Genomic DNA, 19,386 nt, shown 5'->3' with positions numbered 1-19,386 from the left:
GCTTGAAGCATTCCCGATACGAATGATTTAAAATTATCATTTGCCGCAGGCGATTTGCACTATAATTTTGCCGATCGAAGCGGCCTGTCGGCGCCGGTATCCTCTTATCGGCGTACCGTTCGGATTCTTTCAGTGTTTTCAAAAAAGCCGCACTCCAATTAAATCCTTTCAAGTATCTTAATGAAAAGAACACTAACGATTTTGTTAACGTTGACCGTGCTTGTCCTGGTCAATTTCAGCATTTGGAGTTACATCAACAACCCGCTGCAATTGAGATCCTGGACCAAAACGACCATGGGGGTGACTTTCGATCCGCGCCGGAAAGAATATACCCAGAAAAACGGTCAATTCCCTACCGAAGCGGAAATCGATGCCGATCTGACCGTGCTCGAAAACAAGGTCCATGCGGTCCGTACTTACAGTGTTTTGAAAGGTTTGCACAAGGTGCCGGAACTGGCTGCCAAGCATGGCTTGAATACCACGATCGGTGCCTGGATCGACGGCGATCTGGAAAAGAACCGCCAGGAAATCGAAACCCTATTGCAGGTCAGCAACCAGAATAATAATAAAATCGTCCGGGTGATGGTCGGCAACGAAGTGCTGTTCCGGAACGATATTCCGGTGCAGCAGCTGATCGATTATATTCGCGAAGTCAAGAAGCGTACTTGGCGTCCGGTCAGTACCTCGGAAACCTTCGATATCTGGCTCAAGCATCCCGAATTGGTCGCCGAAGTCGATTTCATCGGCGCGCATATCCTGCCTTACTGGAACGGGATTGCGGTCGAGGATGCGGTCGATTTCGTGTTCGAGAAATACGAGGAATTGAAGAAAGCTTATCCCGACAAACCGATCGTGATTACCGAAGTCGGCTGGCCTTCGGATGGGCAGCCGTCCCGCCATGCGACCGCCTCGCGCACGAATCAGGCGTTTTTTCTGCGGGAGTTTCTGAACCGGGCCGCCGAGCAGAAAATTCCTTATTACATCGTGGAAGCATTCGACCAACCCTGGAAGATGGAAATCGAAGGTTCGGCCGGCGCTTACTGGGGCATTTTCAATGCCGACCGGCAGCCGAAGTATCCGATGGACGGCGCGGTATTGGCGCTGCCGAGCTGGCGGGATTGGGCGACCGGCGCGGCCGCGGCCAGCGCGGTGCTGATGGGGCTTTTCCTGTTTACGCGCCGGACGATGGCCTTGCCGGGCATCGTCTTTTTCGGCGTGATTACCAACTTGGCCGCCTCGTTCATTTTCTGGACCGTATCGATCGGCGCGCAGCAGTACCAGACCGAATTGACGATCGTGTTCTGGGTGCTGCTGATTGTGATGCAATTACTGGCGTTGACCATTCTGCTGATAGAAACGATGGAAATCGTCGAAGTGGTCTGGCACCGGCGCACCACGCGGACTTTCCAGCCGCTGGCGCCGTCGCCGGATTTCCGCTATCCGAAGGTATCGATTCATCTGCCGATTCATAACGAGCCGCCGATGATGGTGCGGAAGACGCTCGAAGCGCTGGCCAAGCTCGATTATCCGCACTACGAAGTGATGGTGATGGACAACAACACCAAGGACCCTGCGGTTTGGGAACCGGTACGCGACGACTGCGAACGCCTGGGCGAGAAGTTCCGTTTTTTCCATCTCGAAAATTGGCCCGGCTTCAAGGCTGGGGCGATCAACCATGCGCTCGAACAGACCGCGCCCGATGCCGAAATCATCGCAGTGATCGACAGCGACTATATTCTGTCGCCGGACTGGCTGAAGCGCATGGTGCCTTATTTCGATAACGAGAACATCGGTTTCGTGCAGTCGCCGCAGGATTACCGCGACGGCCACGTGAACCTGTTCAAGCGCTTCTGCTATTGGGAATACGCCGGCTTTTTCAATATCGGCATGGTGCAGCGGAACGAATACAATGCGATCATCCAGCACGGCACGATGACGATGATCCGCAAGTCGGCGCTGTTCGAAGTCGGCAAATGGTCCGAGTGGTGCATTTGCGAGGATAGCGAATTGGGTCTGCGCCTCTACGAAGCCGGCTACGATTCTGTCTATGTCAAGGATTCGTTCGGTCGGGGGCTGATGCCGGACACGATGTCCGGTTACATGACGCAGCGTTTCCGCTGGGTGTACGGCGCGATGCAGATCATCAAGGCGCACTGGAAGAGTTTCAAGCCGACTAAGAAATCTCCGCTGACCTCGGCCCAGCGCTACTATTTCGTGGCCGGCTGGCTGCCCTGGTTTTCGGATGCGCTGGCGCTGGTGTTCACGGTCGCGAGTCTGGTGTTGACCGGTGTGATTTTCCTGGATCCGATCCATACCGAATTGCCGGTCAATGCGTTCCTGCTGCCGACGATCGGTCTGTTTACGTTCAAAATTCTGCGCAGTTTATGGCTATATCAAGCCAAAGTGCCGTGCAGGTTGTGGGAATCGGTCGGCGCCTCGCTGTCCGGCTTGGCGTTGACGCATACGGTGGCGCGCGGCGTCTGGCAGGGGCTGTTCGTTCCGGGCAAACCGTTCATGCGCACGCCGAAGTACGAAAAACAGGGGCCGCTGTTTGCCGGCCTGATGGTGATCCGGCAGGAATTATTCTTGCTCATTTTGCTGATGGCGGGCGTGTTCGGCGTGAACTCGCTGGAACATTTCGACAATCTGAGCGGCAAGCTCTGGATGGGGGTGCTGTCGGTACAGGCAGTGCCGTATCTGGCAACGACGATCACTTTGTTGATGAGCATATTGCCGTATTACCGGAAAGGCTCGGCGTTGACGATCGACGAGATTGACGACGAAATTGTCGCGTCGTCAGGGAAATCCGAGTAAGAGTTAAATCCCGGCAAAGCGGATCAGTCGATTCCGGGTCCGCTTTGCCGATTCCTGCGTTAGTTTTCGATGAGTCAACGTTGTGCGTTCGGCTCTCCAAGACCGTTAGAGCATCCAGATCCTGCCCACCTACCGCAGCTTCACCCGTTATCCCTTTATGACGCCGATCAGACAAGAAGATTTTATCCGAAGCATCGCCGATGCCTTGCAGTACATTTCCTATTATCATCCACTGGACTTCATCCGGGCACTCGATGCGGCTTACCGGAAGGAGCAAAACCCGGCCGCGAAGGACGCTATGGCGCAAATCCTGATCAATTCCAGGATGTGCGCGGAAGGCCGGCGGCCGATTTGCCAGGATACCGGCATCGTGACGGTATTTTTGAAAATCGGGATGCAGGTCCAATGGGATGCGATGCTCAGCGTCGCCGACATGGTCAACGAAGGCGTCCGCCGTGCCTATCTGCACCCGGATAACATCCTGCGCGCCTCGGTGCTGCGCGACCCGGCCGGCAAACGGATCAATACGAAGGACAACACGCCGGCCGTGATTCATATGGAAGTCGTGCCGGGCGACAAAGTCGAGGTAAACGTCGCGGCGAAAGGCGGCGGTTCCGAAGCGAAGGCCAAGTTCGCGATGCTGAATCCGTCCGACAGCATCGCCGACTGGGTGCTGAAAACGGTTCCGACGATGGGCGCGGGCTGGTGCCCTCCGGGCATTCTCGGTATCGGCATCGGCGGTACGGCCGAAAAGGCGATGCTTCTGGCTAAACAGGCCTGCATGGAGCCGATCGACATCCAGGAACTGATCGCGTGCGGTCCTTGCAATGCGCTGGAAGAACTGCGGCTCGACTTGTATCAAAAAGTCAACGCACTGGGAATCGGCGCGCAGGGCTTGGGCGGACTGACCACCGTGCTCGACGTCAAAATTCTCGATTATCCGACCCATGCGGCGAACCTGCCGGTCGCGATCATCCCGAATTGTGCCGCAACCCGGCACGCGCATTTCGTGCTGGACGGCACCGGATCGGCCGAATTGATTCCACCTCGCCTGGACGACTGGCCGGAAATCAGCCGGGAAGGACAGGGGGCGAAGCGCGTCAATCTCGACACGGTTACACGCGAGGAAGCCGCCGCCTGGCAGCCCGGCGAGACATTATTGATCAGCGGAACCCTGCTGACCGGCCGCGATGCGGCACACAAGCGCCTGGAAGATATGATTCGGCGCGGCGAACCTCTGCCGGCCGGCGTCGATTTCAAGGACAAATTCATTTATTACGTCGGCCCCGTCGATCCGGTGCGCGATGAAGTGGTGGGTCCCGCCGGCCCCACGACCGCCACGCGGATGGACAAATTCACCGAAACGATGCTGGCTAATACCGGCCTGCTGGGGATGATCGGCAAGGCCGAGCGTGGACCCGAGGCGGCCGCGGCCATCAAGCGGCATCGGGCAGTCTATTTGATGGCGGTCGGCGGCGCGGCCTACCTGGTCTCGAAGGCGATCCGGAAATCCCGCGTGATCGCGTTCGAAAATTTGGGCATGGAGGCGATCCATGAGTTCGTCGTCGAAGACATGCCGGTTACCGTCGCGGTCGACAGCCGGGGCGTTTCTGTGCACGAAACCGCGCCGGTCGTCTGGAGGGATAAGATTGCCCGGGCGGAAGTTTAATATATTTTCGAACGGCTCTCGCTTCCGCTGAGTTTTTTGCAGGCATATTCCGGCTTTTAATTTGACTGCGAAAATAATAGAAAGCCAAGCAGGGTCGGTATGCAAATGGCGTCAGAGATAAAAACGGCAAATAAACTGGCTGACTTGACTGTCTGAGATCGACCCGTTGTTGCCGGTCGAGAGCTAATGTCTATTGGCTGGTACTAAACTGAAAGCCGTCATAGAAGATGTAGGGGCGATTAACGAAGTAATCGCCCAATTTGAAGTCAAAATCACTCCGATTACGCTATCGCTAATCGGAGCTACGCGGGCTCCGGCTTTCTTCAGACAATCCCTCGCGGGCTTGCCTTTGCCTTCGGCTAGTCGTTATGATAGCTAACATGGTTAACGTTGAATTCTCCGACAGGGGACTTGCACCCCATAAGTTCATGCCCATGCTGGGCGTACACAAGGCGCTCAAGCCGACCCGCTTCCGCTACGCTCCAGCGGTCGGATTAGCTTTACGTTAGGTTTCAAAATGAATAATATAGGACTAGAGTAAAAATGATTGAACAATTAGTAGAAATTGCCAATGGTTATCATGGCTCAGATTATCATGTTTATGGAGAAATCCCCCAAAGAAAACTTGTTGCGTCAACTTCTTTTCATGGGGTTGACCCTCGTGATACTGTCATAGTTTTATTAGATTCAACAGTAATGGGGTCTGCTGAAAATGGAATGTCAATTACTCTCAAAGGTGTCTATTGGAAAAACATGTGGGCAGTTAAAACAAGAAAGAATAGTTATACATGGGAAGAGCTTCGACATATATATAAAGGCATCGAAATTCAATCAGGTCACTTAGTGTTTGAGCCTGGAGTTGAGTTTTCCTTCCCTGCAAATTATAACGGAATTAGTCTTCTAAATTTGATTAAAACACTAACTCAGTTTTTTATTGAAACTACACAAATGACAAATTTGGAGGCTACGGGAACAACATATCAGCATCAGGCTGAAAATATGCCTTCTACAGAGCAAAATGTTGTTTTAATTGGAGATAACTCTGCAAAAATTTATATAGAAATTGTTCCAGAGTTAATAGCTCTTTGTGTAGCAGCCGATGGAGAGGTAGAGGACTCTGAAATTGAGTTAGCAACTGCAATAATTGAAAATGATGACCTAATACAAGATAAACAATTAGCATTAGAATCGCTTTCAACAAATCTTGATAAACTGATTTCAGATAAAAAAAAGTCCAACGCGATTTTTAAACTTAAGTCAACAACAATAATTTCCAAGGTTTCAAAAATTAGTGACTCTCTTCAAAAAGAGAGATTGGAAGTAATATTGGACGGAATGCTGGAATCTGTTTGTGATGAAGGAAGTTCAGATACTAAATCAATAGTAGATGCAATTAAGAAAAAATTATAGGTATAACAATGAATAACTCAGAAATAATTGTAGCTCAAAGTTTGATTGACAGCCTCTCAGTTGGTGATAAGAAGTGCCTAAAAGAGATATATGGTGATAAATGGAATGATATTCTTGAGCCAAATGTTTTTGGTAAAAAATTTAAAGAAGCTGTTTTAAATAACAAACTAAAAGGAGTGAAGCATATTGGTATCAGAAGTACTGGACGTTGTGATGAATATGAAAAAATATAATGCGCTAAATTCTGTCATTCATCATCGTCAGCCAAGTAGGTCGGGCAACAGCTTCATCGTTGCCCGACGTCAGCTGGCAATCTTGCTTCGCTATTGCGACAATCTGAAGCCGCTACCAAATTGAAACCCTGCAATGTCGGGCACAAAAAGCGTGCCCGACCTACTCGGCTGGGACAAGCAGGGTGTTGTTGTTGAGAAAAATGGTAAATTACTTTCAAATATTCTTTGCAAAGATGTTTCAATTGAAAATATCGGCTCTGAGTTTTTCGAAAAAAATGCTATCCCAGAAGATAAAATTGGGTTTGAAATACCCTAACCCAGGGCTGTAGAATGTAAGCTTGCATGCCTCCGAATATGCTACGCTATTCGGAGCTAAAAGCTTGGAATTTATTTTGTTGGCAAATTTAGGCCTAATTTGGAACAATGTGTTGAAATGATAGTTTTTAAATATAAATTTATTTTATTTAATGGTGAAATATGAGCTCTAAGGATCCAATATATGATAGTCAATCTTTTTGGGAATATATCGATTCGTTAGTAGAATCTAATATTATTCCAGAAGTCCAAGAAATTGGTGATGGTATTGGTCAGGCAATAACATCAGGAGATTTTCCAATGCTTGTTAAAATTGCGGATGATGATGACTATTTAAAGCTTGAGTCAATAGTTCAATACAAAGGTGCTTCTGTGGAAAAATTATTGTCAATAGCAAATAATATGAATTGTTATTCTATGTCTGGCTATATTTTTTTTTGTATTGAAGAAGAATATGCGATAGGAATGAAAGCGTCATTACCTGTTAGTATGGGGGTAACACTAAATACCGTTACTTTATTTATTAGATCATTTTTTGATGATGTTGCGATATTTGCGGAGAATATAGATAGGGCGTTCACAAGCCCGCGTAGGTCCGATTAGCGCAGGAGACTGTGAAAGAATCCCAAAACCATTGAGCCCTCTTGTGCAAAATCGTCTCTCATTGACAGATTTTCAAACCCGTAACCCGTAAGGCGGAACCGGCTTTGCCGGGTTCCGCCGAATGAGGTGTGGAATGCCGGATCGCTTGACATGCCGACAGGCGATCCGTCAACCCTAGGCCGACAGATAAAATAAAGTTTGGCGCATCGTATCAAAGGTGCAGGGCTCGTTCGGCATCGTGATTGTTCCGAATGGCGGAACCCGGCAAAGCCGGTTCCGCCTTACGGGTTGAAAATCTTGTCGTTATTGGTTGCCGCCAGATCGATCAGGCTCACGGTCGATACGGCACCGACACCGGTTGTCTGCTGCACGGCGGTCGACTCGAAAATACTGAGATGCATCGCGCCGCTAAACCCGTAAGGCGGAACCGGCTTTGCCGGGTTCCGCCGAATGAGGTGTGGAATGCCGGATCGCTTGACATGCCGACAGGCGATCCGTCAACCCTAGGCCGACAGATAAAATAAAGTTTGGCGCATCGCATCAAAGGTGCAGGACTCGTTCGGCATCGTGATTGTTCCGAATGGCGGAACCCGGCAAAGCCGGTTCCGCCTTACGGGTTCAGCCTCGCGCAACATTCCGAAGCAGGATCGCCACATGATTGTCGGGCAACGATAAAGCGGTTACCCGACCTACCAGGCTACGCGGGTTCGCTCGGCATCGTGATGTTCCAAATGGCGGAACCCGGCAAAGCCGGTTCCGCCTTACGGGTTATCTTGGAAACAAAAGCCCTCTTAGCATAAGTTGGATAGCATCTGACCCCACGCTAGCTGTAGAAAATAAGGTATTTCCAACTTGAATACGCAACAAACCATTCGGTATTTCTCTCGACTTTAGCCAACTTTGCTTTAGAAGATTGTTTTTATTGGCGCCAGTTAAGCTCCAGAAATCATCTCCTAACCACATTACAGCCCCAATTGCCTCAAGGTAGCCCATACAAAATTGTCGGCGTCCCGGATTATTTAACGTATCAATAATTTGTTTCTCAAGGGGAGGGGGCAATCCATTTGATCTTTTGGGCAAATGTTCCCACGGACGACCATGAGATATGTATTGAAGAGGATCTTCGGCATTCTGCCAATAGTCATAATCGGCATCAACTAGCCAAGCTTGAACAACTTTTACTTGTTCACTGATAGAAGTAATCCAATCATCCCAAAACATATTTTTTCCATATTCGGCACTAATACTCAATATATCAACCTGATACCGTAACACCGAAGCCAAGTGTATTTCAAAGCCATTCCCATTTAATAGAAAAGTATGGCGTGATTTTTTTTTAAGGATAGAAGTAACTTCTTCTAAATGAACCTCATCTCCATAGAGTGTATAACCAGAGGTAGATATGTCTCGCTTTTTAAAAAAATCTAATATTAAGCTCAATATCAAATCGGCATTTAACATACCTAGTCTACTTATTACATATATTTTTTCAACCATTAAGGAAACTCTTTAATCATTACTGAAACCCCCTTGGGACTGTCCATATCCAATTAAAGACTGAGCGGCATTAGATCCTCCTGGTTGAACTCGTAAATCCAAAATCATATTAGCAGGAACACCATCTACTGCTGCTCCTCTGGCCGCTAAATCGTCTATATGAGACTGCATATTTCCCAGCCAACTGGAACCATTAGTATTCACTGTCTTCAAACTAACCAAATTGTTTTCAAGTTGAAAGTCAACCAAAGGAAATTTACCGTTGTTCAATTGACCAATTCTAAACCAATCTTTGTATTCTGTACTAGCGAGCGAGTTTTCAATTGCTTGTCCACGAGCCAGTGGTTTTAATCCCCAAACACCACCAACCGGTATATCCCCCGAAGCCCAACTACCCAACTCAAACGATGCCACTGTTACCGCTGTGGCAACCGGATAAGTCGTAGCCAGCCCTAAACCCGCACCGAGGGTAGAACCGGCGGCAAAGGATTGCAACGCGGGCCTGCTGGCGATAGCACTGCCAAACGCGCTCGCCGTCGCCCCAAACTCGTTGCTGAAGTTGCCGGCCAGTAGCTTCATATCGGCCGCAATCAACCCGTTGGGATCGTTCCGGTTGAAGGGATTATTGCCCACATACACATAGCGGTTCAAGCCGTCCTGATAGCCCACCGGATCGGTCTGCAGAAAGCGGCCGAGGGCGGGCGAGTAGAACCGGGCCTTGTAGTAATACAAGTTCAAGGGGCCGAGCAACTGCTGGCCGGTGTAGCGGAAGCGGAGGCCGGTGGTTTGATCGGGTTCGCCGTAGGGGCCGTAGCGGTAGAGCGCGGTGCCGGTACCGGCCGCGTTGGCGGTGGCCACCAAGCTGCCCTGGTGGTCGGCGTACAGCCAGCTTTTGTTGGCGGTGCCGCTGCCTTCGTAGCCGACCAACGGCTGGTCGACGCCGGGGCCGTGTACGTAGCGGCGCAGCAAGGTGCCGGCGCTGTCGTATTCGGCCACCAGGTCGACGCCGTCGTAGGCCAGGTTGGTGACGGTGCCGGCCAGGGTGGTCTGCCGCAAGCGTCCGGCCCCGTCGTAGGCCAGGCTGTGGCTGGCACCGGCTTGGCTGGCGCTCGTCAGTTGGTTGTCGAGGTTGTAGGCGTAGGTCCAGACGCCGTCGCCGGTCAGGTTGCCGTTGGCGTCGTAGCTCAGGGTCGCGCCCTGGGCGGTGGCGTATTGGTTCAGGCCGTTGGCGGTGTAGTTGCGGGTGCCGTTGCTATAGCCGGTCCAGGCGTAGCTGTCGTTGCTCCAACTTTGGGTTTTGAGGTCCTGGATTTGGTTGCGGGTGTAGCTCCAGGTGATGTCCTGGGCGGTGCCGGCCAGATTGTGGGTCAGGCTGGCTAGGCTGCCTTGGGCGTCATAACCGTAAGTGGTGGTGGTGCCGTTGCCCAGGGTGACGGTGGTGCGCCGGGACAGGTCGTCGTAGGCGTAGCCGGCCAGGCTGACGCTGCCGTTCTCCAGCAAGGCGGTGGGCCGGTTGAGGGCGTCGTAGGTGGTGGTGACATAGAAGGCGGCGGCTTCCGGCCAGGTCAGGCGGGTGCGGTTGCCGGCCGGGTCGTACTGGTAGTTCAGGGTTTTACCGCCCGCTGTAGTACTGGTCAGCCGGCCGGCGTTGTCGTAGCTGTAGCTGATCGCATAGCCGGATTGGTTGGCGGCGGTCCGGCGGCCCAGCAGGTCGTAGCTGAAGCCGATGTTGTCGGCGGCAACCGGGTAGGTCCGGCTGACGAGGCGGTTGAGGTTGTCGTAGGCCTGGGTAATGCTTTGGCCGTTGCGCTGGCGCAGGCTGGTGACATTGCCGTTGGCGTCGTAGGCGGCCTGTTCGTAGTCGCCGGCCGAGGAGACGCCGGCGGTGGTTTTGTCGGGGTAGAAGGTTTTCAGTTGGCGGTCGTGGCCGTCGTATTGGTAGGTGGTCAGGTTGTTTTTGGCATCCTGGACGGTCCGCAGCAGGCCGTTGTCGCTGTAGGTGTAGGTCGCCTCGCTCTGCGCCAAGCCGGTACCCACCGCTTTGTTGACGCGCTGGACGCTGTCGTCGGCGTTGTAGACGGTCTGGGTGATACGGTTGCCGCCGTCGGCCGCGGGCAGGTTTTCGGTCCGGGTGCTGAGCCGGTCCAGGTCGTCGTAGGCATAGTCGGTGACGGGGACCGGGGCGGCGGCCGCGGGGCAGACGGTGCCGGCCGTGGTTTGGCCGGGGCCCCAGGCTTTGAGCACTTTGCCGCCCGGGGTGTAGGTGTTACAGGTGACCAACCATTGCGTGCCGAGCTGCGCGGCGGTGCGGATCAGCCGGCCGTCGGCGTCGTAGGCCTGTTGGGTGAGTTTGCCCAGGGCATGGGTGATCTGGGTCGGCCGCCGTGCTTTATCGTAGACGGTGGTGACGGTGTCGGTCACGTCGGTGCGGGGGCCGTTGACCTGGGTCAGGTTGCCCACCGCATCGTAAGTATAAGTGGTGGTCAGGTTGAGTTTGCCGGTGCCGGCGTCGGCGATGACGGTTTGCGGCACGTATTTGTTGGCGGTGTTGTAGGCGGTGGTCCGGGTGGTGCTGGCGGCGGCGGTGATTTTTTCGGTGACCGCGGTGGGCAGGTAGAAGGTGGGGAAGCCGCTCGGGGTATAGCCGGTGTAGGCATAGGTGGTCACCGGGGACACGCCGCCGGCATCGGCCGGCCGGGTCACGGTCGCCGGCAGGCCTTGGGCGGTGTAGGTGGTGCGGGTCACCTGGCCTTTGGGATCGGTGACGCTGGCCAACTGATTGAACGCGCTCTCGTAGGTGTAGCCGGTCACAAGGTTGGCCAATCCGGAGCCGCTCTTGGCGAGGCGGGTTTCGGTCTTGACCTGGTGGGTGCAACGTTTTTGTGCCGCACAGGGGGCATCGTCGTAGGTGTAGACGATGGCGTTGCCTTCCGGCCAGAGGGTTTTGACGAGCCGTTCCTGGCCATCGTAGGTGTGGGTCGTCACTTTGCCCAGCGGGTTAATGGACCGGAGCTCTTTGCCGAAACCGTCATAGTAGGAAATTTTGCGGCCGCCCGCCGGGTCGACTTCTTCCGACCGGCTGCCGGCAAAGTAGTAGGCGTAGACGGCGCCGTGGCTATTGGCCTGGGTCTGCACGCGGCCCAGGCTGTCATAGGTGGTGTTCATGTACGCCACGGTCGGATAGTTCGGATAGAACAGTTTCGTCATCCGGTTCGCGGCGTCGTATTCGAATTTGGTGATTTCGTCGGTGGCGTCGGTGTATTTGATCAGGTTGCCGCCGGTATAGGCATAGTTGACGTTGCGGTTGCCGTCGCCCACGGCGGTGAGCCGGCCGGCGGCATTGTAGGTCAGATTCAAGAGGCGGCCCAGGCTGTTTTGCACTTTGGTCAAATTGCCGCTGTTATAGGTAAATTTGACCTGTACGCCGCTGGCATGGTTGAAGGCGATGATGTTGCCTTTCGCGTTAAAGTCCAGCGTGTCTTTGTGCAGGGTTTCGTAGCGGTAGGTGCCGTCGGCGTTTTTGATCAACCGCGCCGGGCTGCCGGGCGGGGCGTTATAGGTACCGTCCGGCAGTTTGACGAAGACTTCCCGATTCAGTCCCTGTTTGACGACCACGGCGTTGTCGAGCAGTTGTTCGCCAAACCAGTGGGTACCGAGGGTGGCCACGACGATTCTGTCCAACGGCTTGTCGAACGGCGTGGTGGCGCCGGACAAGACATCCAGGGAGGCCAGTGTCTCGACCAGAATATTGACCGCATCCAGCGCCGAGTCTTCGCCCAAGCCTTGAAAACCGTCCGGATAGACTTGGACGCTCGACGCAAGATTGTGGGTCCAGCCGCGGCCTAAGGGGCCGATTTCCGTGTTGTCGCTGGAACTGTAGAGCTTTTGGAAGCTTAACGCATGGGGAAATTCGCCAACGCCGGTGCGGATGTCGTCATGCGCATAAAGATAGTTGCCTTTGAAGCTATCGATCGGGTCGTTGTAGGTTTTCTCAAGCCAAGCGGCAAAGCTGTTCCAGTTCCAGTTGTTATCTTCGGCTGTCTGGTTGAAGGTGGGTGGAGAGAGCAGCACAATCGGAGCCCCCCCCGATAAACCGCCGCTGATGAGGGACTGGATCTCGGTACCCGCCGGTGAAATACCGAAATACCCCACGCCACTCCATGAGCCCGACGTCAGCTTGCAGGTGGCGGGTAAAATCAGCCGGTAGCCTTTCTGTAAGGCCTTGTCAAAGGTCGTTAAAGAGGAGGCGCAGCCCGTCAGGTTGGGTTTAACGGCCGCGGTATAGTTGGCGGAAGTCGCGCTGTAAATTTTTTGATTCTTGGTGACGGCCGTGTCGATCAACTTGACGGTGGACACCGCATCGACGCCGGCCGTTTGCTGTACCGCCGCGGACTCCAAGACGCTGGAATGTATGGCGCTGCTGAAGAACACGGCATATTCCTTGGCGACATCGACAAACTGGCTGGCGACAGAGAGGGCGTTGCCGGGCAAGTCTACATAAGGCGTTTGACTGTAACCGGCAATACCGACCCGGTGATGAACGAGGGTATGGGTTTGGGCAATGTGATCGGCAATGTAGCCGGCCACATTCGCTTGGCTAATCCAGTTCCAGGCCAATATGGCCAGGCTGGAGCCCAATACGGGTTCCGAGCTATCGCCCGCGCCCGAGGCCTTGGCTTCCTTTAAACGCTGATGATGGAGTTCAACGACGCCGCGCCCGGTGGGCCCCCAGCCGTTGGCAATGAAGAAGAGGCCGCCGGCTTTGATGGTCTGTGTAAGCGTTTGATTGACGCGGGTATCCGCGTAAGCGCCGTGCGTGACGATAAAGGTAATGTCCCCGTCCGCGCCCAGCGTCACGACATTGCCGGTGGCCTGAAGGACGCCATCCAGTTTCAGGACGGGGCGGTTGGCGCTGTTATAATCGATGGTCAGGCGTTTGCCGTAGATCACATCCGAGGTATAGGTTCTGTCAATCCCTTTATATTGAATTTGCAAGGTAGGCTTGTAGTTTGCCGGGACATCGTCCACCCATTCAGTCAGCGCGACCGAGGTGTCCTGGTAAGGTAATGTGGTTTGGCGGAGGGGGCCGCCGCTGTGCGGGATGATGGTCATGCCGCCCACGACATCGTCCAGCGTGCCGGTGGGCTGATAGGTACGCAGGTAATTGGCCAGGTTGCCGGCGTAGGCGGAGAGATTGTTGCGGATGTTGGTCCGGTTGACCCCTTGAACATAATCCGCGGTTACCGTCACGCCGGCGGTGGCCTGGGTCAGATACGTCGCGGCATTATAACCGCTGGCCGAGGCCAGGTTGATGCCGGTCTTGAAGGTGTGGGGTTTATAGCTGGGATCGAAATAGTAATGGGTTCCGCCGATATTGACTTTAACCCACACATGATCGAGCTGCATGCCGAGCAAGGCTCCGGTTGGACCGGAACATGGCTGTGTTGGGATCTCCAATGCAACCGGTATCTGACCTTGACTCAGCAAGTTTGATACCGCACAGGCGTTCGCCGTATTGACGCCGAGCCAGGCAGCGATTTGAGCCGCAGTCAGGTTGATGCGGCCTTTGACATAGCTGGCGGTATAACCGGCCTGCCGCAATAGCGATACCATCAGGGCCGCTTGGTCGAAGGCCGTACCCTGATTGTCGAGGATGGCGCCGACGCTTCCCTTCTGAATCCCCCAGACCGGTCACCCGTTGTTCCAGCAACCCTTCCCAGACGCCGTGATCTCGCCAACGGCAAAACCGGCGATGGGTGTTCTTCCAATCGCCCTAGTCGGGTGGCAGCTTGCGCCACGGCGTGCCGGTGCGTAAAATCCAGAAGACCGCATTGATGAACATATCACGAGCCTTGCCACCCCAGGCCCCGGCACGGCCAGGCAGATGGGGCTCCAGCAGATTCCAAACCGGATCGGCAATGTCGTGGTGGCGGTGGGCAGGTTGGGATAGGGTTCTTTCATCTCATCAGCAACTATAATCTCTGCATTACACCTGACAAGGACTTATCTTGTGACGACAGTATCTAAACGGTTTGCAACGAATTTATGATGAGAGTTCGCGTAAGTCGGAATACGACGGTGTTTCGCCGGATGATGACTGCTATCATGCTCCGATGGCGTTTTATCGGGTCCCCTGTGTCCCCGTAAAGTCATCGCTTTCTAATCTTGTTGGGAGACCGAATATCATGACGAAATGGTTGAAAATGACGCCGATCTTGGGGTTGCTTAGCGGTTGCGCCGCAATACCGGCCCTTCCTGCATTATCCGGACTGGTTCCTGCGCCTGGCGGTACTCCGCTTTTAACGACGACTACAGTCCGTTTATCCAGACAGAATTACAAAATTGTAAAAGCCAATGCAATTGGCAGTAGTGTCGGTTTTAGTTTCCTGGGCCTCTTTACTTTTATATCCCCTCACTACGATGAGGCGATGACCAAGCTTTACCATAATGCGGCGGTTACCGAAGGTAAACCCCAGGCCATCGTGAATGTGGTATATGAAAATAGCTCTTCCTATTTCATTTTGTTCGCTCTGCCCAGGATTACCGTGCGCGCAGACCTCATCGAATTTACAGGCGACCGGGATAATCCGCCGGCAGACTGAGGCGGCGGCCGGTCGGGATATCCGCTTTTTACGTCAAGTTGATTTCCGGTATAATCATCACCATTTTTTAACCAATAAAATTAAGGCGCTATGTCGGAAATCAAAAAAGTGGTATTGGCTTATTCCGGGGGCTTGGACACCTCCGTGATTCTCAAGTGGCTGCAGGAAGTTTACAACTGTGAGGTCGTCACCTTCACGGCCGATTTGGGGCAGGGCGAGGAGGTCGAGCCCGCGCGCGCGAAGGCGCAGTCTTTGGGTATCAAGGAAATTTACATCGATGATTTGCGGGAAGAGTTCGCCCGCGATTTCGTATTCCCGATGTTCCGCGCCAATGCGGTTTACGAAGGCGAATACCTGCTAGGGACTTCGATCGCGCGGCCGTTGATCGCGAAGCGGCTGATCGAAATCGCGAACGAAACCGGCGCGGATGCGATTTCGCACGGCGCGACCGGCAAAGGCAACGACCAAGTGCGTTTTGAGCTGGGGGCCTATGCGTTGCGTCCCGGTATTCACATCATCGCGCCGTGGCGCGAATGGGAGCTGACTTCGCGCCAAACCCTGCTCGACTATGCCGAAAAGCACGGTATTCCGGTCGAAATGAAAAAAGGCAAGGCGTCGCCTTATTCGATGGATGCCAACCTACTGCACATTTCTTACGAAGGCCGTGTTCTGGAAGATCCGTGGTCGGAACCCGAAGAAGACATGTGGCGCTGGACCGTCTCCCCGGAAGCCGCGCCCGACCAACCGACCTATATCGAGCTGACCTATCGGCAGGGCGATATCGTGGCGATCGACGACGTGCCGCATTCGCCGGCGCAAGTGATGGAAAAGCTGAACAAGATTGCGGGCGAGAACGGCATCGGCCGCCTGGATATCGTCGAAAACCGCTATGTTGGGATGAAGTCGAGAGGCTGCTACGAAACGCCGGCCGGCACCGTGATGCTGAAGGCGCACCGGGCGATCGAATCGTTGACGCTGGACCGGGAAGTGGCGCATCTGAAGGACGAATTGATGCCGCGTTATGCCTCGCTGATCTACAACGGCTACTGGTGGAGCCCGGAGCGCCGGATGCTGCAAACGATGATCGACGCTTCGCAGGTCAACGTCAACGGCAAGGTCAGGGTCAAGCTGTATAAAGGCAATGTGATCGTGGTCGGCCGCCGCTCCGATTCGGATAGCTTGTTCGACGAAAGCATCGCGACTTTCGAAGACGACGGCGGTGCTTACAATCAAAAGGATGCCGAAGGCTTCATCAAGCTGAATGCGCTCAGAATGCGGATTGCGGCGGCAAAACATTCGCGCTGATTCGCAAAAATAAAATGCGGCGATGACCGATTAGCTTGTATAATTCGTCCCGATCATAGCAGGCGATCTTGTGATAACTATAAAAATGATTGGGCCGGACGTTCAGGGGGAAGCTGTATTGTCGGGTCCGAGAGGCGTTAATTGATGAACGAGAATCAAGAGTTTCATTCCCAGATTATCGAGGTCCGGGGCAGGCTGCAAAGTATTCCTTCTACTCAGGCGTTGATCAAGGCTAATCGGTTTTTGTTGCTGACAGTTTGTTTGTTGACGGTACTGGTCGCTGTGCTCGGTTATTTTGTCGTTCCTCCGTATCAAGCCGGAGCCTATCTGAAAAAACAGCCGGGTGCGGGTAATCTCGGCGAGGGCAATTCGGTGCTGAGTTCCGAAGTGAATGCGCTCAAAGGGCAGGTGATCGGGCTGGTCAGCGGTTCGATCGAGAGCAAGCTCAGGATGCTCGAGGACAGTATCAGGATGGGCGCCGCAGCCGCCTCGCTCGGTACGATCGAAGATCTGAAAAACGATGTCAAAGTGCTGCGTTCCTATTCGGATCCAAAGCCGAAAGTCGAACAGTCCGCCGGTACGAGCGAGCAGGTGTTGAGAGAAGTGTCCCAATTGAAAAAACTGATCTATGTCAGTTTGGGAGCCTGTGGGCTGTTGCTGGCGGCAGTGGCCGGTATCTGGTTTAAAAACCTGAATATTTTGACGTACAAGCAAACGATCAGGAATTATTTGCATAAGCAATAATTGTTTTTCCTGAACAAAAAAACCGCGCCTACCGAAGGGTGGGCGCGGTTTTTTTGTTTATTATTCTGTTTTTAGAGTCGGTTTTCGTAAAAATGGATATTTACGAAAACTGACTGCTGCGATCGGCAGGGTGTCGCTAACACCCTGCCATGCATTAATGATTATTTTGTTTTCAGATATTCGTACAAATCATCAATGGCCAGTTCTTCGGTCAGACCGGCTTTTTTGACGGCTGCGTTTTTCATGATTTCATCAAGCGCTTTCGGCATGCCGCCTTTGCCATCACGCAGAACCTGTTCGAATTTCGCTCTGTCCAGGGTGCCTGCTTTGATCAGTTCGGGCAATTGCGGGTTTGAAGCGATGTCGTGGCAAGTGCCGCAACCGCGGCCGAAGGCGCGATCATAGATTTTTTTGCCGATATCGGTAGCTTCGCTGGAAAAAGCTTGTCCGCTCAGCGCGACCAAAGCAATACCCGCGAACGCGGCTAATGATTTTTTCATGTTAACCTCTCTTGATGTTGAAAAAGAACTGCAAAACAGTCCGATTAAAAAGTTAAACTCGCTGAGAACTAAGGAGTTTAACGGGAAATTTCAATTTTTATTGTTTTAGATTGGGCCGACAATCCGTTGCGGTTCATTATTGATGCCAACGATGAACGCAGACTGAATTATTCCCGTAATATTATCGCAAGGATTAGCGGTTAGAGCCAGTGTTCAAGCGAAAGAAAGCACGCCGGACGCCGTTTCGGCCGGGCTTTCCTAAGTCGTTTTGAACCATTCCAGCTTACTGTGCAGGTTGACCACGGTGCCGATGATGATCAGCGTCGGGGCCTTGATCCGTTCGTGGGCAACCTGCGCAGGGAGCGTTTCGAGCGTGCCGGTAATCACCTTTTGATGGTCCGTGGTGCCTTGCTGAATGAGCGCGACCGGCAAATCCTTCGGACTGCCGTGCGCGATCAGCGCCGAACAGATCTGTTCCAGGCCGACCAATCCCATGTAAATCACGACGGTCTGGTTCGGGGCGGCCAGTTGCGTCCAGTTCAAATTGACCGTGCCGTCTTTCAGGTGGCCGGTCACGAAGGTACAGGACTGCGCATGGTCGCGGTGCGTCAGCGGAATGCCAGCGTAGGTCGCGCAGCCGGAAGCGGCGGTAATGCCGGGTACGACCTGAAACGGGATGCCTTGCTGCATCAGGGTTTCGATTTCTTCGCCGCCGCGGCCGAAGATGAACGGGTCGCCGCCTTTCAGGCGTGCGACGCGCTTGCCGGCTTTCGCCAGATCGGCCAACAACTCATTGATCGATTCCTGCGGCAGCACATGGTCGTCGCGTTGTTTGCCGACATAAATCCTTTCCGCATCGCGCCGTGCGAGATCGAGAATTTCCGGCGTGACCAGCCGGTCGTAGACGATCACCTCGGCCTGCTGCATCAGCCGCAACGCGCGGAAGGTCAGCAAATCGGGGGCGCCGGGACCGGCCCCGATTAGATAGACTTCGCCGACCGTTCGATCCGAATCGATTCGTTCCATACTTTCCACCAGATGCCGCTCGGCTTCTTCATCCTTGCCCGTATAGACCAGTTCGGCCGTTCGCCCCTGAAATTGGTTTTCCCAGAAGATTCGTCGCTGTGCGGGCTGCCGGATGACTTGTTTGACTTGGTTCCGGTATTTTTCGGCAAGCTGCGCGAGGCGCCCGTAACTCGGCGGCACGACGCTTTCGATTTTGGCTCTGAGCAGACGCGCCAGCACCGGCGAGGCTCCGCCCGAGGAGATCGCCGCCACGACCGGCGACCGATCGATGATGGCGGGAAAGATGAAACTGCACAGGGCGGGATTGTCGACCACGTTCACCGGAATGTTCCGTTCCTGCGCCAGGCCGGAAACCCAGCGATTGGTTTCACCGTCGTCGGTCGCCGAGACCACGAGCCGAAAATCGCCCAGATCCTCGGCCTCGAATCGTTTTTTCAGCACGTTCAACGGAGATTTGGCGGCGAGCGCCGCGAGGCTGTCGCCGATCTCTTCGGCAATTACGGTAATGCGGGCGCCGGCCCGGGACAACAGTTCGATCTTTCTGGCGGCCACCTCGCCGCCGCCGACAACCAGGCAAGGCTGGTCCTTGAGGTTTATGAAAAGGGGGAAATAATCCATTTCGGTGCGAGCGTTCTCGGAGAGTTGGGAGAGTGGTATTATAGGGGGTC

At 53.8% G+C, this 19,386-nt stretch carries 13 protein-coding genes and 1 pseudogene; 9 read left to right on the top strand and 5 right to left on the bottom strand.

The annotated features are described in order from the left end of the window. Positions 1-180 precede the first annotated feature (180 nt). From METAL_RS11775 to METAL_RS20905, 6 genes are all read left to right on the top strand, one after another. On the top strand, positions 181-2,814 hold the full coding sequence (locus METAL_RS11775; RefSeq protein WP_005372606.1) for a glycosyltransferase: 2,634 nt from the start codon (positions 181-183) through the stop codon (positions 2,812-2,814). 157 nt (positions 2,815-2,971) lie between these two features. Continuing rightward, complete coding sequence (locus METAL_RS11770) at positions 2,972-4,483, top strand: fumarate hydratase (RefSeq protein ID WP_005372605.1); 1,512 nt, start codon at positions 2,972-2,974, stop codon at positions 4,481-4,483. A 543-nt stretch (positions 4,484-5,026) separates the two neighbouring features. Further along, positions 5,027-5,893, top strand: a complete 867-nt coding sequence (locus METAL_RS11765) for a hypothetical protein (RefSeq protein WP_005372598.1) — start codon at positions 5,027-5,029, stop codon at positions 5,891-5,893. 8 nt (positions 5,894-5,901) lie between these two features. Next, positions 5,902-6,126, top strand: a complete 225-nt coding sequence (locus METAL_RS20910) for a hypothetical protein (protein WP_213069379.1) — start codon at positions 5,902-5,904, stop codon at positions 6,124-6,126. A gap of 133 nt (positions 6,127-6,259) precedes the next feature. Then, positions 6,260-6,442 carry a hypothetical protein gene (locus METAL_RS11760; RefSeq protein WP_040578344.1) on the top strand — a complete coding sequence of 61 codons (183 nt, stop codon included), beginning with the start codon at positions 6,260-6,262 and terminating at the stop codon, positions 6,440-6,442. 161 nt (positions 6,443-6,603) lie between these two features. Next, complete coding sequence (locus METAL_RS20905; RefSeq protein WP_213069378.1) at positions 6,604-7,044, top strand: hypothetical protein; 441 nt, start codon at positions 6,604-6,606, stop codon at positions 7,042-7,044. A gap of 768 nt (positions 7,045-7,812) precedes the next feature. On the opposite strand, the gene METAL_RS11755 is transcribed toward METAL_RS20905, so the two are convergent. The 3 genes and pseudogenes from METAL_RS11755 to METAL_RS20900 all read right to left on the bottom strand — a co-directional run. Next, positions 7,813-8,541 carry a hypothetical protein gene (locus METAL_RS11755; protein ID WP_005372595.1) on the bottom strand — a complete coding sequence of 243 codons (729 nt, stop codon included), beginning with the start codon at positions 8,539-8,541 and terminating at the stop codon, positions 7,813-7,815. Between the two features lie 12 nt (positions 8,542-8,553). Beyond that, a complete protein-coding gene (locus METAL_RS11750; RefSeq protein WP_005372594.1) occupies positions 8,554-14,154 on the bottom strand; it encodes an RHS repeat-associated core domain-containing protein in 5,601 nt (1,866 codons plus the stop codon). Positions 14,155-14,233: 79 nt separating this feature from the next. Next, positions 14,234-14,461 (bottom strand): annotated as a pseudogene (locus METAL_RS20900) (transposase); the annotation flags it as partial. Between the two features lie 265 nt (positions 14,462-14,726). On the opposite strand from METAL_RS20900, the gene METAL_RS11745 reads away from it, so the two are divergent. The 3 genes from METAL_RS11745 (at position 14,727) to METAL_RS11735 (ending at position 17,192) form a co-directional block, all read left to right on the top strand. Further along, entirely contained in the window at positions 14,727-15,143 is a 417-nt protein-coding gene (locus METAL_RS11745; protein WP_005372592.1) for a DUF6567 family protein, read from the top strand. 90 nt (positions 15,144-15,233) lie between these two features. Further along, positions 15,234-16,448 (top strand): argininosuccinate synthase, encoded by a 1,215-nt coding sequence (locus tag METAL_RS11740; protein ID WP_005372591.1) that lies wholly within the window; start codon positions 15,234-15,236, stop codon positions 16,446-16,448. A gap of 144 nt (positions 16,449-16,592) precedes the next feature. Further along, a complete protein-coding gene (locus METAL_RS11735; RefSeq protein ID WP_005372584.1) occupies positions 16,593-17,192 on the top strand; it encodes a hypothetical protein in 600 nt (199 codons plus the stop codon). A 161-nt stretch (positions 17,193-17,353) separates the two neighbouring features. Here the strand turns inward: METAL_RS11735 and METAL_RS11730 are convergent, their stop codons facing one another. Together METAL_RS11730 and cysG are read right to left on the bottom strand one after the other, a co-directional pair. Continuing rightward, positions 17,354-17,692, bottom strand: coding sequence for a c-type cytochrome (locus tag METAL_RS11730; RefSeq protein ID WP_005372583.1), 339 nt, complete (start codon positions 17,690-17,692; stop codon positions 17,354-17,356). Between the two features lie 258 nt (positions 17,693-17,950). Then, a complete protein-coding gene (gene cysG, locus METAL_RS11725; protein ID WP_040578343.1) occupies positions 17,951-19,336 on the bottom strand; it encodes a siroheme synthase CysG in 1,386 nt (461 codons plus the stop codon). Between the last annotated feature and the right edge of the window lie 50 nt (positions 19,337-19,386).

The sequence above is a fragment of the Methylomicrobium album BG8 genome (assembly GCF_000214275.2).
Taxonomy (GTDB): Bacteria; Pseudomonadota; Gammaproteobacteria; order Methylococcales; family Methylomonadaceae; genus Methylomicrobium; species Methylomicrobium agile.
Note: the sequence above shows the minus strand (reverse complement) of the source record. Positions and strands in the feature narration are given on the sequence as shown.

Excerpts from the sequence above, each read along its gene's own strand:
- METAL_RS11775 (WP_005372606.1), top strand. The coding sequence starts at position 181 with ATGAAAAGAACACTAACGATTTTGTTAACGTTGACCGTGCTTGTCCTG.
- METAL_RS11770 (WP_005372605.1), top strand. The coding sequence starts at position 2,972 with ATGACGCCGATCAGACAAGAAGATTTTATCCGAAGCATCGCCGATGCC.
- METAL_RS11765 (WP_005372598.1), top strand. The coding sequence starts at position 5,027 with ATGATTGAACAATTAGTAGAAATTGCCAATGGTTATCATGGCTCAGAT.
- METAL_RS20910 (WP_213069379.1), top strand. The coding sequence starts at position 5,902 with ATGAATAACTCAGAAATAATTGTAGCTCAAAGTTTGATTGACAGCCTC.
- METAL_RS11760 (WP_040578344.1), top strand. The coding sequence starts at position 6,260 with ATGTCGGGCACAAAAAGCGTGCCCGACCTACTCGGCTGGGACAAGCAG.
- METAL_RS20905 (WP_213069378.1), top strand. The coding sequence starts at position 6,604 with ATGAGCTCTAAGGATCCAATATATGATAGTCAATCTTTTTGGGAATAT.
- METAL_RS11755 (WP_005372595.1), bottom strand. The coding sequence starts at position 8,541 with ATGGTTGAAAAAATATATGTAATAAGTAGACTAGGTATGTTAAATGCC.
- METAL_RS11750 (WP_005372594.1), bottom strand. The coding sequence starts at position 14,154 with ATGGTATCGCTATTGCGGCAGGCCGGTTATACCGCCAGCTATGTCAAA.
- METAL_RS11745 (WP_005372592.1), top strand. The coding sequence starts at position 14,727 with ATGACGAAATGGTTGAAAATGACGCCGATCTTGGGGTTGCTTAGCGGT.
- METAL_RS11740 (WP_005372591.1), top strand. The coding sequence starts at position 15,234 with ATGTCGGAAATCAAAAAAGTGGTATTGGCTTATTCCGGGGGCTTGGAC.
- METAL_RS11735 (WP_005372584.1), top strand. The coding sequence starts at position 16,593 with ATGAACGAGAATCAAGAGTTTCATTCCCAGATTATCGAGGTCCGGGGC.
- METAL_RS11730 (WP_005372583.1), bottom strand. The coding sequence starts at position 17,692 with ATGAAAAAATCATTAGCCGCGTTCGCGGGTATTGCTTTGGTCGCGCTG.
- cysG (WP_040578343.1), bottom strand. The coding sequence starts at position 19,336 with ATGGATTATTTCCCCCTTTTCATAAACCTCAAGGACCAGCCTTGCCTG.